This window comes from Streptomyces sp. NBC_01275 (genome assembly GCF_026340655.1).
Taxonomy (GTDB): Bacteria; Actinomycetota; Actinomycetes; order Streptomycetales; family Streptomycetaceae; genus Streptomyces.
On sequence record NZ_JAPEOZ010000001.1, the window covers coordinates 8490554 to 8506226 of the forward strand.

Annotated in this window: 5 protein-coding genes; 2 read left to right on the forward strand and 3 right to left on the reverse strand. The window is 75.4% G+C overall.

Annotated features, from left to right (window positions below; all coding sequences use genetic code 11):
• Positions 1 to 2: 2 nt before the first annotated feature.
• From OG562_RS37320 to OG562_RS37330, 3 genes are read right to left on the reverse strand one after another with little or no spacing between them, the layout of a single operon-like run.
• On the reverse strand, positions 3 to 320 hold the full coding sequence (locus OG562_RS37320; protein WP_266405962.1) for an acyl carrier protein: 318 nt from the start codon (positions 318 to 320) through the stop codon (positions 3 to 5).
• A complete protein-coding gene (locus tag OG562_RS37325) occupies positions 317 to 5410 on the reverse strand; it encodes a type I polyketide synthase (RefSeq protein WP_266405963.1) in 5094 nt (1697 codons plus the stop codon). Before OG562_RS37325 ends, OG562_RS37320 begins: the two co-directional genes overlap by 4 nt.
• A 44-nt stretch (positions 5411 to 5454) precedes the next feature.
• Positions 5455 to 12468 carry a type I polyketide synthase gene (locus OG562_RS37330; RefSeq protein WP_266405964.1) on the reverse strand — a complete coding sequence of 2338 codons (7014 nt, stop codon included), beginning with the start codon at positions 12466 to 12468 and terminating at the stop codon, positions 5455 to 5457.
• A gap of 710 nt (positions 12469 to 13178) precedes the next feature.
• Between OG562_RS37330 and OG562_RS37335 the strand changes: the two genes are divergently transcribed.
• Positions 13179 to 14258 carry a CoA transferase gene (locus OG562_RS37335; RefSeq protein ID WP_266405965.1) on the forward strand — a complete coding sequence of 360 codons (1080 nt, stop codon included), beginning with the start codon at positions 13179 to 13181 and terminating at the stop codon, positions 14256 to 14258.
• A gap of 144 nt (positions 14259 to 14402) precedes the next feature.
• Positions 14403 to 15665, forward strand: coding sequence for an amidohydrolase family protein (locus OG562_RS37340; protein ID WP_266405967.1), 1263 nt, complete (start codon positions 14403 to 14405; stop codon positions 15663 to 15665).
• Positions 15666 to 15673: the final 8 nt, after the last annotated feature.

Sequence of the window (15673 nt, forward strand, 5' to 3'; positions counted from 1 at the left end):
GCTCAGCTCGCCCCCGCGGCCTTCAGGCTGGTCACGACGTACTCGACGAGCCGGCCCACGGTCAGCTCGATGATCTCGTCGAACTCCATGCCGGCCAGGAACTCGGCGAAGTTGACCCGGTCTCCGTACCGCTCCTGGAGCAGACCGGCCAGGGTCACCAGGTCGATGCTCTCCAGCTCCAGGTCGCGGTTGAAGGTGGTCTGCATCCCGATCTCGACGTCGTCGACGCCGTACTCGTCCTCCAGGAGCCGGGTGAGCATGCCGGTGAGGTCGGCGAGGACGGCCTCCTCGTCGGCGGTGACGGGGGTGGGGGAGGTCATCGGTCGTACTCCTTCGCTCGAGTGGGGCCCGTCGTCCAGGCCACGACGTAGTCCCGGGCCGGCAGACGGGGCGGGTTGGCCGCCGGTTCGCAGTGGACGGAGTAGGCGCGTTCCAGCCGGCCCGCGACGGTCAGCCGGTCGCCGGCCGGGGTCGCGTCGAGGACGACGAAGTCCCGCGGCCGCCCGCCGAACCCGGTGCCCTCCGACTTGGCGACCGCCTCCTTCGCCGTCCAGAAGCGGGTGAACCACAGTGCCCGGGAGTCGCCGGACGCGGCCGACAGGACGTCCAGCAGCCGCAGTTCGTCCGAGCCGAGGGCGGCGGCGACGGTCTCCGGGGTACGGTCGAGCACCTCCTCGACGTCGATGCCGGGGCCCGGACCCGGGACGTGCGGCCGGACGAGCGCGACGCCCGCCTCCGCGCAGTGGGCCAACGACACGTCCAGCGAGGGAAGTTCGCGCCCGTGCACGCCGGTGACGTACGGACGGCCCGCCTCGTCGTTGCGCACCCGCAGCTCCGCCGGGAAGACCGGGCCCTCGCCCTGGTCCCACAGCCACTGCCGTACCGCGTCCTTGACCGCGATCCGGCCGAGCAGCCACTGTCGACGCCCGCGCGGAGCGTGCTCGGCGTACTGCGAACGCTCCACACCCCCAAGGGAGTTGCGCATGATCAGCTCGCGGGACGCGAGGTCCGGCCACCGCTCGTGCAGCAGAGTCCAGCCGCCCGGTCGGGCCTCGGAGAGCGTGTGACGCTCCGGGAAACGCTCCACGGGACGGGTCTTCGGGTCGTTGTCGAAGCGACGGTCCTGCCAGCCGTACAGCTCCGCCCACACCACGCCCCCGACCGTCAGCTGTACGTCGGCCTCCAGGACCGCGTCGGTGAGCGAGGTGATCCGCACCAGACAGCCGACCTCGGTCCCCGGCGCCGGATGCGGTCCGTGGAAGCGCATCTCCCGCATCCCCACCGGGAACACGACGGTCCGCTCGGTGCGGGTCGCCATGATCCAGTAGCCGAGGATCTGGCCGACGTTGTCCAGCAGCGCGCCGGGCGCGGGCGGGGTCGTGATGATCCCGCGGACATGCCGGTCGCCGAGCGCGGTCAGCTCCGTGACGCCCTGGAACGCGGGGCCGTGGAACATCCAGCGCTCGCCGTAGAGCTGGGCGGCGGTGTGGTCGGGGGTGCGTTCGGGAGGGCCTTGAGCAGTGCCTTCGGCGGTGGGGTCGGCGGGCCAGGGGGCCGGGGGCGGAGACGGGTAGCGGGGGGCCAGTTCGACCGTGGCGCGGGCTCGGGGGCCGAAGGAGACGGCGATCCGGTCCGGGCCCTCGGGGGTCGCGGTCACCGTCACGTCGACGGCGGGCGTGGCGGTCAGCCACTCCTCGAACCGGGCTCCGTGCACGGCGACGGGAACCGTGCCGGGGGCGGCCTCGCGCGCCGCGTCCATGATGTGCTGCACGATCGTCGTCGCCGGGACCACCGGCCACCGGTCGGCGACGTCCGGCCAGCCGGGGCGCTGGGGGAAGAAGCAGTGGTCCAGGAGGTAGGGCATGGCGTCGGGGGAGACGTGGACGGTGGTGCGGCGGGGAGCGGGCCGCGGCGGGGCCGCAGGTGCCGGGGGCGGAGGGGCGGGGACTTGAGCGGGGCCGGTCGTTGGGGCCGGGGCATTGAGCAGGGCCGCTGCCGTGTCCGCCGTGTCACGGAGGAGGGCGCTCAACTCGGCCGCGATCGGGGAGCGTTCGACGAGGGCGTCCAGCGGGGAGGGGCCGCCCGCGAGGGCCGCTGCGCGGGCGGGGCGGGACTCGGTGCGCGGTTCTGTACGGAGTTCAGTGCGGAGGTCGGTGCGGAGTTCTGTGCGGAGGTCGGTGCGGAGTTCCGCTCGGAGTTCGGCGAGCCTGTCCGGCGCGAGGGAGACGAGCGCGCCGCCCAAGTCCAGCCGGACCGGCGGCCGTTGTGACCTGAGGCGGCCTGCCTGGTCGTTCTCGTTGTTCGGGTTGCCCTGGCGGTTCTGGCGGCTCTGGTTGTTCTGGTTGTTCTGGGTGAGGGCGGGAGCCACCGGCGCCCCCGCCGCCCACAGTGCCGTCGCCACCCGGCGGAGCTGGGCGAGGCCCGTGCGGTGGGGGGAGTTGGCGGCGACGACCAGGTGATCGTGGCCGCCGAGGGTGTCGCCGACCAGGGAGCCGAGCTGACCGGGGCCGACCTGGACGTACACGCGATGGCCGGCCGAGTGCAGGGCCTCGGCCAGCTGCCGGAAGCGGACCGGTTCCAGCAGGTGCCGTACGAACAGGGAGCGGATCTCCGCCTCGGCGGCAGGGAAGGGCGCGGCGGTCGTCCCGGACCACACCGGGGTGTGCGGCGGATGCAGCCGGAACCGGCCGGCGGCTTCCTTGATCGGGCCGAGGTGGGGCTCCAGCATCGGCGTGTGGAAGCCCGACTGGAACGGCAGCACCTGGCTGAGCACGCCTCGGGCGCGGAAGGCGCGCACGAAGTCCTCCACCGCGGCCATCGGCCCGCACACCATCGACTGCCCGGGCGCGTTGTCGTGGGAGAGCACCAGCCCGGCCTCGGTCCCGCCCTCCTCGCGCAGTGCCGCGAGCACGCGCTCGGCGGACGCGCCGATCGCGCCGAAGGCGAGGCCCGGCACCGTCACCGAGTCCGGGTCGAAGGCCGCCATGAAGGCGTCGACCTCGTCTCCGGCGTACAGCCCGGCCGCCGCCATCGCCGTCCACTCGCCCACGCTGTGCCCGGCGACGGCGTCCGGCACGATGCCGCTGCGGCGCAGCGCGGTGTCGAGGAGGCGGCCGACGGCGACGACGCCGAAGCCGTGCCGGCCGATGTCACCGGCCTGTTCCTCGGCGAGGGCCGGGGCGGGCAGTCCGAAGTGGGCGGCGACGTCGTCGACCCGGGGGGTGAAGTCGCCCTCCAGACCGGGGAAGAGGAACGCCAGCCTTCCGCGTCCCGCGCCCAGCAGGGGGTCGGGCCGGAACCAGACGTCGCTGCGCCCGTGCCAGGCGCGCCGCTTGGCGACCGCCCGGCGGGCCAGGGCGAGCCGTTTGGCGGTCGGATCGACGATCCCGAGCCGGGCCGGCCCCGCGCCCGGGTGCGGGTGGGCGGGGTCGAGCCCGGCGGCGCGTACGGCGTCGTCGTCGCCGTCGAGGAGGGCGGCGAGGCGGTCGGGGGAGCCCGCGGCGAGCAGCAGGACCCGCTCTGGCTCGACGACCTGGGTCACGGCGACCGCACGGGCGGGTGCCGGGGCGCGGGCGCCGGGGTCGGCCTTCGCAGAGGCAGACCCGTCGGGGGAAGCTTTCTCGGAGGCGGAGGCGGAGGCGGAGGCGGAGGCGGAGGCGGGGGTGTCCGGGTCGGCGTTCGCGGAGGCGCGCACTCCTGGTGCGGCCGTCATGGAGGAGTGCGCGCCTGTCGCAGCCTTTGCCGAGGCAGGCGCGCTTGGCGCGGCCTGCGCCGAAGGGCGCATACCTGGCTCAGCTTCTGCCGTGTCGGGCACGCGTGGCTCAGCCTTCGCCGGGACGAGCCCGGCTGGCTCAGCCTTCGCGGAGGCGCGCTCGCCTGGGCTGGTCATCACGGAGGAGTGCGCGCCTGTCGCAGTCCTCGCCGGGGCAGGCGCGCCTGGTGAAGCCGGCGCCGAAGAGTGCGCGCTTGGCGCGGCCTGCGCCGAGGCGTGGGCGCCCGGTGCCGACTCGAGCACCACATGTGCGTTGATCCCGCCGAACCCGAACGCGTTCACGGCCGCCCGGCGTACCGGCCGTTCGGCGCTCGTCTCCCAGTCGGTCGCCTTCTCCAGTGGGCGGAAGCGGGTGCGGGCCAGCGCGGGATGCGGGTCGTCGCAGTGCAGGGTCGGCAGCAGGGTGCCGTGGTGGACGGCGAGCGCGGCCTTGACCAGACCGGCGACGCCGGCGGCGGGCATGGTGTGCCCGATCATCGACTTGACCGAGCCGATGACCGCGTCCGGATCCCCGTCGCCGGGGCCGAACACCGCGGCCAGCGTGCTCAGTTCGGCGCCGTCGCCGGCCGGGGTCGCGGTGCCGTGGGCCTCCAGCAGGCCGACCGAGCCGGGGGCGGCGGGGTCGAGCCCGGCGGCCCGCCACGCCTGCCGCACGGCCTGCGCCTGACCGCCGGGGTCGGGGTTGACCAGCCCGGCCGCCCGGCCGTCGCTCGCCACCCCGGTGCCCCGGATCACGGCGTAGATCCGGTCGCCGTCCCGCTCGGCGTCGGTGAGCCGCTTGAGGACGACCACGCCGGTGCCCTCGCCGATCAGGATGCCGTCGGCGTCCCGGTGGAAGGGCCGGATGCGCTGGCTGGGGGAGAGGGCGCGCAACTGGGAGAAGACGCTCCACAGCGTGATGTCGTGGCAGTGGTGGACGCCTCCGGCGAGCATCAGGTCGCAGCGCCCGAAGGCGAGTTCGCCGACCGCCTGGTCGACGGCGACCAGCGAGGAGGCGCAGGCCGCGTCCACGGTGTACGCCGGTCCGCGCAGGTCGAGCCGGTTGGCGACCCGGGACGCGGCGAGGTTGGGCACCAGGCCGATCGCCGACTCGGGACTGTCCGGGCCGAGCCGCTCGGTGAACGCCTCCCGCACCCGGTTGAGTTGGCCGTCCGTCAGGTCGGGCAGCAACTCGCCCAGGGTGCGGACGAGTTGGCCCGCCGTGCGCACCCGCTGGTCGAGCCGGACCAGGCCGGGGGTGAGGTAGCCGCCCCGGCCGAGAACGACGCCGACGCGCCCTCGGTCGGGGAGCCGGTCCGTGCCGCCCGCGTCGGCGAGGGCGGCGGAGGCCACGTGCAGGGCGATGAGCTGGTCGGGCTCGGTGCCGGCCACCGAGTTCGGCATGATCCCGAACCGGGTGACCTCCACCTCCGCCAGCCCGTCCACGAATCCGCCGCGCCGGCAGTACACCCGGTCCGCGACGGCCGGGTCCCCGGCGGTGCCGGGACGGTAGTAGTCGGCGTCCCAACGCCCGTCCGGCACCTCCCCGATCGCGTCCACGCCGTCCCGCAGGTTGCGCCAGTACGCGTCCAGGTCGGCCGCGCCGGGCAGCAGCACCGCCATCCCTACGATGGCGACCGGCACTTGACGAGAAGTCACCTCGGTGGAGAGTCCCGCCTGTCGAGGTGACGCCACCGCGGCCGTCACCAGCCCGACGCGGTGTAGACGACGGCCGTGGCCGACTCCTCGCCCCAGGCCAGCTCCCGCAGCAGCGCCGCGGTGCCCTCCTCGGGGTCGATCAGCCGGATGCCGCGCCGGGCGTACTCGCGGGCCAGCTCGGCCCCGACCATGCCGGCGTGACCGGCCGCGGGCGCCCACGGCCCCCAGTGCACGGTCACCGCGCGCCGGCCGGTCCGGGCCGCGAAGGCGGCCCCCAGGGTCTCCAGGGCGTCGTTGGCGGCCGCGTAGTCCACCTGGCCCCGGTTGCCGAGGACGGCCGAGATCGAGCCGAACAGCACGGTGAACGCGGGCGCGGCGGGCAGCTCCTCCAGCGCGGTGAGCAGGGCGTCCGCGCCGGTCGCCTTGGTGCCGTAGACGCGCTGGAAGGACTCGGGCGTCTTCTCGGCGATCAGCCGGTCCTCGATCACCCCGGCCGCGTGCACCACGCCGTCGAGCCGGCCGTGCTCCGCATGGATCTCCTTCACCGTCTGGAACACCGCCTCGGGCTCCCGGAAGTCGACGCAGCGGTAGCGGACCTGGCTGCCGAGCGCGGTGAGCTCGGTCAGCGTCGCGGTGATCTCCCGCTGGGCCAGCAGGAGTTCGGCGGCCCGGTTGATCTCGGCCGGCTTGAGACCGCCGCGGGCGGCGAACGCCGCACGCAGTTCGGCCGGGGTGTGCGCGGCAGCGGTGTCCGCGTCCTCGGGGCCGTCCGGCGCGGGCGTACGGCCCAGCAGCTCCAGACGGCAGTGGGCGGCCCCGGCGAGCGCGGCGGCGAACTGTGCGGTGATGCCCCGCGCACCGCCCGCCAGCACCACCACGGAGTCCCGGTCCAGGCCGAGCGCGGCCGCCTCGGCGACCCCGTCCCCGGCCGGTCCCGCGCCGGTGCTGCCGAGCGCGCCCAGCGGGGCCTCGACCAGCTCGAAGCCGTGCCGGCCGGCCGCGGTCCGCAGCACGACCGGGGTGCGGTCCGCCGCCATGGCCTCCGCGACCACGGCCTCCGCGACGGAGTCCGGCGAGGCGTCGACCAGGTCGACGACCCGCGCGACCGTCTCCGGGTACTCCCGGGCGACGGTGCGGAACAGCCCGTGCAGCCCCGCCGAGCGCGGGTCCGGCGTCTGGCCGTCGGCCCGGCGGACGGCCAGCAGCCACCGCGGACCGCGCGCCAGCGCCGCCTTGAGCACGGGGAACGCGTCCGGCAGCACCGGCGCGTCGTCGGCCGTGAGCGCCCCCAGATACACCACCCCGTCCACCGGCCCGTCCGCCTCCGCCGACGCATGCTCCCGGCCGTGTACGTCGACGTCGGCGCCGTACGACGCCAGGCGGGCGACGACCTCGGGGGCGTCGCCGAGGACGGTCCAGCGGGTCCCGGCGAGCGCGGCCGACGGGTCGCCGGGAGCAGTGGCGTCGGCGGGGGCGTCGAGCAGGACCGGGCGCAGGACGTGCCGCCTGGGCGGTTCGCCGACGACCTCCGGCTCCTCGGGGAGCGCGGCGGCCAGGACCGGCTCGGCGGGAGCGGCAGGAGTGGTGGGAGCGGCGGTGGCGGGGCCGGTGGCCTGCGCGGCCGGTGCGCCCAGCCGTGCCGTGAGCCAGTCGGTCACCGCGGCGGCGGTCCGCGCCTTCGCCAGTTCCTCCAGCTCGGCGTCGTCCATGGAGGTCAGGTCGGCGCCGGCTCCGGCGCCCAGGCGCTTGGCCAGTTCACCGGCGATCTCGGCCCGCTTGATGGAGTCGATGCTGAGGTCCGCCTCCAGGTCGAGGTCGGGCTCGATCATGTCGATGGGGTAGCCGGTGCGCTCGCTGATGATCTCCAGCACGACCTGTTGGACGTCGGCGGGCGCCGGGGGACCGGCCGGGGCGGCCGGGGCCGATACGGGCTGCGCGGCAGCGGACCGGGGGATCGGCTCGGCGGCCGTCACCGGTTGGGCCGCCGGGAGTTGGGGAGCCGCCTGGAGCACCGGCGACTGCACGACCACGGGGGCGGCGATCTGCACCCCGGGGGTCGATCCGAAGTAGGTGAGCAGGACGTCCCGTTGGGCGGCGATCATCTCCCGGCTGGTGCGCAGGAATTCGGAGATCAGCGCGTCCCGGTCGGACGGGACGCCGTGTGGGGGGTTGGTCGTCACAGTCGTCTCCAGGTTCTCCGCGTACGCGGTGGGCTCCGCGACGCGACGGGCAGGGGCGAGCGCGCCGGGCAGAAGGTCGCCGGAGGCGGTGCGGACCAGCTGTCCGTCCACCGTCCAGCCGGGGCGCTTCGGCACCGGGGTGCGTACGGCGTCCACGGCGTCCCGGCCGCGCAGCAGCCACCCGGTGCGCACGGGCAGCCCCGCGACGGCGAGCCGGGCCAGGGCGTCGAGCCAGCCGGGCAGACCGCTGCCGGGGCGCGGCTCGCAGGCCACCGTGCGGTGCGGACGGCTCCCCAGGATCTGCCCGACCAGCCCGGTCAGCACCGACCCGGGACCGGCCTCGACGAAGACCCGGGCCCCCGCCTCGTACATCGCCTCCACCTGCTCGACGAAGGCGACGGGCGCGCCGATCTGCGCGGCCAGCTCGGCGCGCACCGCGTCGGCGCCGTCGGCGTACGGGGCCGCCGTGCGGTTGGACCACACCGGGAACTCGGGCGCGTGCACCGGACGGGCCGCGAGGGCCTGCGCGAACCGGTCGGCGGCGCCTGCGACCAGTGGGCTGTGGAAGGCGCAGGCCACGGGGATCCGCTTGGCCCCGAGGCCCGCCTCGCGCAGCAGCCGCACGGCGTCGGCGACGGCGTCCGAGGGGCCCGAGATCACCGTCTGCTTCGGAGAGTTGCGGTTGGCGACGACGACGGAGTCCGGTGCGCCCGACGCCTTCAGCGCCCGGCCGACGTCCTCGGCGCCGGCCGAGACCGCGGCCATCGTCCCGGGCTCCTCGCCCGACTCCCCGGCCGCCGTGAGGATCGCCGCCGCCCGCTCGGCGCTCAGCTCCAGCAGCGTCTGCGGGTCGAGGGCGCCGGCCGCGCAGAGGGCGACCAGTTCGCCGTAGCTGTGCCCGGCGGCCATGTCGGGGCGCACCCCGGCCGCGGTGAGCACGGCGTGCGCGGCGAGCCCGGCGATGCCGAGGGCCGGCTGCGCCGCCCGGGTGTCGGTCAGCGCGGCCCGCTGCCGCTCCCGCCCGGCCTCGTCGAACGCGGCCGGCGGATACAGCGTGTCCGCGTGGGCCCGCCCGAGCTCCAGATAGGGCCGCAGCTCGGGAAAGGCCACGAACAACTCGGCGAGCATGCCCGTGCGTTGACTGCCCTGCCCGGGGAAGAGGAAGGCGACCTTGCCGCCGCCCTCGGGCGCGTTCTCGGACGGGTCCCGGTCGGCGAGGTACACCCCGCGCCCCGGACCCGACCCGCCCGGACCCGACCCGCCCGGACCCGACCCGCCCGTCCCCGACTCCGTCGCTTGCAGCGCCTGCCGCAGGCGTACGACGAGATCGTCGACGTCCGTCGCCACGACCGCGATGCGCACCGGATCCCCGCCGGCGTCCGAGCGGCGGGCCGCGCTCAGCGCCAGGTCCCGCAGCCGCCAGGGCCGGTGCTCGGTCTCGGCGGTCTTGAGGAGTTCCTCAGCGGCACGGCGGGCCGTGTTCTCGTCCCGTCCGCGGAACAGGAACAGCTCGGCCGGCCAGGCGTCCAGCCCGCGCACCGGGGGCACGCCGTCGGCGTAAGCGCCCAGCACCACATGGAAGTTGGTGCCGCCGAAGCCGAACGCGCTCACCCCGGCGATCCGTTCCTCGACCGGGGTCGCCCAGGGCCTCGCCTCGGCGTGGAAGGCGAACGGGCTGCTGTCCGCGTCCCAGGCCGAGTTGGGCGCGTCGACGTGCAGGGTGGGCGGCCGTACGCCCGTGTACAGCGACAGCAGCGTCTTGATGAGCCCGGCCAGGCCCGCGGCGCACTTGGTGTGTCCGATCTGCGACTTCACCGAGCCGATCACACAGCTGCCCGCCTTGGCTCCGGCGTCGGCGAACACCTCGCCGAGGATGCGTAGTTCGGTGCGGTCGCCGACCACCGTCCCGGTGCCGTGCGCCTCGACGAGCCCGACGTCGGCCGGTGAGACGCCCGCGTTGCGGTAGGCCCGCTCCAGCGCGGAGCGCTGGCCCTCGGGGCGGGGTGCGGTCAGGCCGAGGGAGCGGCCGTCGCTGGAGGAGCCGAGGCCCTTGATGACGCCGTAGATCCGGTCGCCGTCGCGCTCGGCGTCCGCGAGGCGCTTGAGGACGACGCAGGCCACGCCCTCGCCGAGCGCGATGCCGTCCGCCGAGTCGTCGAAGGCGCGGGAGCGGCCGGTGGGGGAGAGGGCGTGCACCGAGGAGAACAGGACGTAGTCGTTGATGCCGTTGTGCAGGTCGGCGCCTCCGCACAGCACCACGTCGCTGGTCCCGCCGACGAGTTCCTTGCAGGCGACGTCGACCGCGGCGAGCGAGGACGCGCAGGCGGCGTCGACGGTGTAGTTGGCGCCGCCGAGGTCGAGCCGGTTGGCGATGCGCCCGGAGATGACGTTGGCCAGCATGCCGGGGAAGGAGTCCTCGGTGAGCTGCGGGAGCTGTTCGTCCAGGCCGGCCGGGACCTCGCCGTAGTAGGAGGGCAGCACGGCGCGCAGCGTGGCCGCGTTCGACAGGTCGCTGCCCGCCTCCGCGCCGAACACCACCGAGGTGCGCGAGCGGTCGAACTCCCGCCCCCCGTCGCCGTATCCGGCGTCCTCCAGGGCGCGCCGGGCGGCCTCCAGGGACAGCAGCTGCACCGGCTCCACGCTGCCGAGGGAGGCGGGCGGGATGCCGTAGCGCAGCGGGTCGAAGGGGATGCGGGGCAGGAAGCCGCCCCACTTCGACGGGGTGGACTCGCCGTGGTGGACGGCCGGGTCCCAGCGCTCCGGCGGGACCTCGGCGACCGCGTCCACGCCCCCGACGACGTTCGCCCAGAACGTGGGCAGGTCGGGCGCCTGAGGGAACATGCAGGCCATGCCGACGACAGCGATGTCGAGCGGGGCCGGAGCCTCCTGCGGCGAGGCCTCGCCCGCGACGCCCAGTTCGGCCGCCCGCCGGGCGAGGAAGTCGGCCGCACCCGTCGTCACGGAGGCGTGCAGCGCCGCGACCGTGGTGGTCGCCGAACGCAGCACGGCCACCTCGCCGGCCATGAACATCCCCTCGGCGAGCTGGCGTTGCTCGTCGACGGGGGTGAGCGCGCCGTCGGGGTCCCGGGTGACGCCCTTGCTGGCGATGCGCAGCCGGCCGACGTTGAGCCGCTCCAGCTCCTCCCAGATCCGCCGGTCCGGCACGCCCTCGGCGCGCAGCCGGGTCTCCTCCACGCGGTAGCCGGCCGCGAACGGGCTGGGCACGCAGCGGGTGGCGTGGCCCGGCGCCGACTCCAGCAGGGCCGTGCGCTCGGCGGCCAACACCTGCCGCTGGAACAGGGGTTGGATCGCGCCGTGTGCCACCGCCTCCTCGGTGAACAGGTAGGCGGTGCCCATCAGCAGGCCGACGGCCGCGCCGCGCGCGGTCAGCGGCGCGGCGAGCGCGGCGACCATGGCGGCCGACCGCTCGTCGTGCACCCCGCCCGCGAAGAACACCTCGACGTCCCCGGCGTCCACGCCCGGGCCCGCCAAGAAGTCGTCCAGGACGGCGAGTTGGGCCTCCCAGAGCGGAAAGCTGCCGCGCGGTCCGACGTGCCCGCCGCACTCCGAGCCCTCGAACACGAACCGGCGGGAGCCCGCCTCGAGGAACTGCCGCAGCAGCCCGGGCGACGGCACATGCAGAAAGGTCCGGATGCCGTCCCGCTCCAGCGCCTGCGCCTGGGCCGGCCGTCCGCCCGCGATGATCGCGTGCGTCGGCCGCAACTCCCGTACGGCCTCCAGCTGGGCGGTGCGCACGTCCTCCGGTGCGAAGCCGAGGACGCCCACCCCCCAGGGTCGGCCGGCCACCGCGTCCCGGGTCTCGGCGAGCATCGCCCGCGCCCGCCCGCCGTCCGCCAGCGCCAGCGCCAAGAACGGCAGCGCCCCCTCGGCCGCGACCGCCGCGGCGAACGCGGCCCCGTCGCTCACCCGCGTCATCGGGCCCTGCGCGAGGGGCAGTTCGGTGCCCAGCCGCCCACTCATCGGCGACTTGGCCCGCAGCGCCGCTCCGGCCGCGTCATCGCGTACGACGTCCAGCACCGCGTCCCGCAGCGCACGCACCGTCCGCCGGACGTCACCCCAGCGGTCGGCGAAGCGGGCGGCGAGAAAACCGTCCTGGCCCACCGGGAGGAGCCGGCTGCGCGGGTCCTGCGCGCCCAGCAGCGCCGCCACCGTCTGCGGACCGGCGTCCTCGGGGACCCGCGGGGCGTCCGGGCCGCGCCGCAGCAGGACGCGGTGTCCGGCCAGCACGACGGTCTCCGAGCCGTCCAGGGTGCGCAGGGCCGCGGCCGCCGGCTCGGGCAGCGCCGACTCGGCGAGCAACGCCAGCTGGCCGTCCAGGACCACCCCGGCCGCCCCGCCCGCCACCGCGGCGGCGGCCGTGCGCGGGCCGATCCCACCGCACGCCCACACCGGCAGCGGCACGTCGCGCGCGGCCAGCAGCTGCTGGAGCAGGACGAACGTGCTCAGCTCGCCGATCCGGCCGCCGCACTCCGCGCCTCGCGCGATCAGCCCGTGGGCCCCGGCGCGCACGGCCTCCCGCGCGCCCGCCAGATCGGTGACCTCCACCAGGACGCGGTACCCGTCGACGAGGTCCGCGACCGGCCAGGGCGCGTCCGCGGCGAGGACGACCGTGTGCGGGCCGTCCGGGCCCAGATCCGCCGGGGCCAGCCGGCAGCGCGGACCGATCCGGACGCCGAACGCGCCGGGGGAGGCGCGCCGCAGCCGGGCCAGCGCCTCGCGTGATCTTCGGTCGCCGTGGCCGAGATCGAGCACGCCGAGACCGCCGGCGCGACCGACCGCCAGAGCGAGCCCGGCATCGGGCTCGCCGAAAGGAGTGATGCCGATGATCATGTCCTCGGAGCGCACAGTGAACGTCATGATTCTCCGAATCAAGGGTGAAACTGCACGGTGGGGGGTTCAGGACGGCAAAGGCGGCGCACCGGATTCCAGCGGGCAGGTCACCGCGGAACGCCGATTTAAAGTCGCGTGCTCGAACACATGAAACGCGTTGCGAAGGTAGTGGGGTTATTACTCACCGGTCAACGTTTGAACCATCAACAGGGAAGCGGCCGTTGTGATTCGGTCAGTCGTGAGCGGACGGCCAGGGTGGAGGAAATCGGATGAATTCCTTTCGGCCATGGATGCGTTCACTCCCTACTCACACTGTAGAAACATGAACGACCGCAAGAAATGGGTTCCTTTGGACTGCTTGTCCGAATAGAGATGCGCATTCCCGGCGTCGGGGGTAGGGCAGGGAAAATCTGTGTATCGGCCGTGGAGTGACCGGGAAAGGCTGGGCGGACCGAGGGGGTGGTGGGGTCGCGTGGGGCCCCGAGGGTCTTGACGTGGGCGGGACCCGCTGCCGACACTGGGATGACTACGCAGTCAAGCCGGTCCTCGGGAGGTCGTCGACCGGCTCGACTGCGTAGTCGCGCTCCAGGATCGACGGGTGAGACGCCCGTTCCTCTGTGGTCGCGGGTGGTCGCCGGTGGTCGCCGGTGGCCGGTTCGCGTGGGTGGCGCCGGCGATGCCCAAGAGGGCATGAAGACCCTGACCGGTGCCTCACCTCGGGAGAGAAGGGTGTTCACGTGGTGGAGAACACCGCTCTTGGCGAGGGGCGGTGGGAGGAGCAGGGGGAGGAGCGGTGGATCGGGACCGTGGCCCCGTACCTCGGCCCTCTCGCCGAGGTCGTGGGCGACTTCACCGCCCTCACCGGTGTGCCGGTCGATCTGCCCACCGCCCTGTTCCTCCGGGCGCGCCTGGCCGGCCTCGGGCCGCCCGGCCGCACCTCGGCGGGCGGTTCCTGCCGGCTCCTCGCCACGGCGGACGGCTGGGCCGCCGTGAACCTGGCCCGCCCCGACGACACCGCCGCACTGCCCGCGCTCCTGGCCCTCCTGGGGGCTCCGGGAGCGGACCTGCCCGGTGCGGCACGGAACGTCACGTCCGCCGAACTCGCCTGCTCCGCCCAGCTGTTGGGCATCCCGGCGGCGGCCCACGCCTCGGCCGGCGACGACCGGCCCCCCGTACGCGCCGCACGTCACGGAGAGCGCCGGCCGCGCGCTCTCGCCGGTCTCCGCATCCTCGACCTCTCCGCGCTGTGGGCCGGCCCGCTCTGCGCCCGACTCCTGGGGCTGGCCGGGGCCGAGGTCACGAAGGTGGAGAGCGACGCCAGACCCGACGGGGCCCGCTCCGGGCCCCCTGACTTCTATCGCTGGCTGCACGACGGCCACGAGAGCCGGGTGCTCGACTTCGCCACGGGGGCCGTCGCCGCACTGGCCGCCGAGGCGGACGTCGTCGTCGAGGCCTCCCGGCCGAGGGCGCTGCGCCGGCTCGGCGTCCACGCCGAACGCTTCCTGGCGGCCCGCCCTGGCCGCGTCTGGGTGAGCATCACCGGGTACGGGCGGGACGACGACCGCATCGCCTTCGGCGACGACGCGGCCGTGGCCGGCGGTCTGACCGGCCGCGATCCGCACGGTGCCCCGGTCTTCCTCGGCGACGCCCTCGCCGACCCCGTCACCGGCCTGTACGCCGCCCACGCGACCGCCCGCTCCCTGGCGGCCGGAGGCGGCGAACTGCTGTGCGTGTCCATGTCGGCCTGCGCCGCGGCACTGGCCCGCTCCGGCGGGCCGGCGGCTGTGACCGGGGGCGGACGGGGGCCGCTGTGCTGACGCCGGGGTGGAGGCGGCGGGGTGGGGTCGCTTCTGTGCCCGTGCCTGGGTGTGGGGTGAGGGTGGGGGTGTGGTCGACGTGCGTGTTCGTGCGGGCTGGTGCGGTGGGCCGGCTGTGGTGACCGGGAGCGACGGGGAGGCGTTGTGCTGATCCGGGACGTCGGGGTGGTGGGGTGGGGCCGTGTCGACGTGCGGGTCGAGGGTGGGCGGGTCGTCGAGGTCGGGCGGCGGTTGGCCGGGTCGGTCGACGTGGACGGGCGGGGCGGCGCGCTGCTTCCGGGGCTGCACGACCACCACGTCCACCTGACCGCCCTCGCCGCCGAGGCGGCCTCCGTACGGGTCGGCCCCGCCGAGTTGCGCGGCCGGGAGGAGCTGGCGGCGGCGCTGCGCGGCGGAGCGCCGGGGGAGTGGGTGCGGGCCGTCGGCTACCACGAGAGCGTCGCCGGAGAGCTCGACCGCCGGGTGCTGGACGAGATCGCCCCCGACCGGCCGGTGCGCGTCCAGCACCGCAGCGGCGCGATGTGGTTCCTCAACAGCGCCGCCCTGCACGCGACCGGGCTGGATCAGGAGAAGGGCGACGGCGACGGGCGGCTGTGGCGGGCGGACGCGCGCCTGCGCCGACTCGTCCCGCCGGTCCGCCTCGACGTCGAGGCGGTCGGCCGACGGGCGGCCCGGCTCGGCGTCACCGGGTTCACCAACGCCGACCCGCACCCCGCCGACGACCTCGCCCGGACCCTGTCGGCGCTGCCGCAGCGGCTGCTGGTGATGGGCGTCGACCCGCCCGTGAAGCTGATGCTCGACGACCCGACCCTCCCCGCCCCGGCCGAACTCGCCGCCGCCGTCGCCCGGTTGCGCCCCCGCCCGGTCGCCGTCCACTGCGTGACGCGGGTACAGCTGCTGGTGACCCTGCTCGCCCTGGACGAGGCCGGCCCGGTCGAGGGCGACCGGATCGAGCACGCGGCCGTCGTCCCCGCCGAGACGGTCGACTGGATCCGACGGCTCGGCGTCACCGTGGTGACCCAGCCGCACTTCCCCGTGGAACGCGCCCAGGCCTACGCCGTCGACGTCCACCCCGACGACCGCCCCCACCTCTACCGCTGCCGCACCCTGGCCGAGGCCGGCGTCCCGGTCGCCGCCGGCACCGACGCGCCGTACGGCACGCACGACCCGTGGGCGGTGATGCGGGCGGCCGTCGACCGGGCCGACGGGGAGGGCGTCACACCGCAGGCGGCCCTGAACCTGTTCCTCGGCTCACCCGAACACCCCGCCTCCACGCGCCGGTTGACGGCGGGCTCCGTCGCCGACCTGTGCCTGCTCCACGTACCCCTGCACGAGGCGCTCGACGTGCTCTCGGCGGACGTCGTGCGGGGCGCGTATGTCGGGGGCCGGCGGATTCACCCGCTGTAACCGCCCTG

Coding starts and splice junctions, on each gene's coding strand:
- OG562_RS37320 (WP_266405962.1), bottom strand. CDS start 320: ATGACCTCCCCCACCCCCGTCACCGCCGACGAGGAGGCCGTCCTCGCC.
- OG562_RS37330 (WP_266405964.1), bottom strand. CDS start 12,468: ATGACGTTCACTGTGCGCTCCGAGGACATGATCATCGGCATCACTCCT.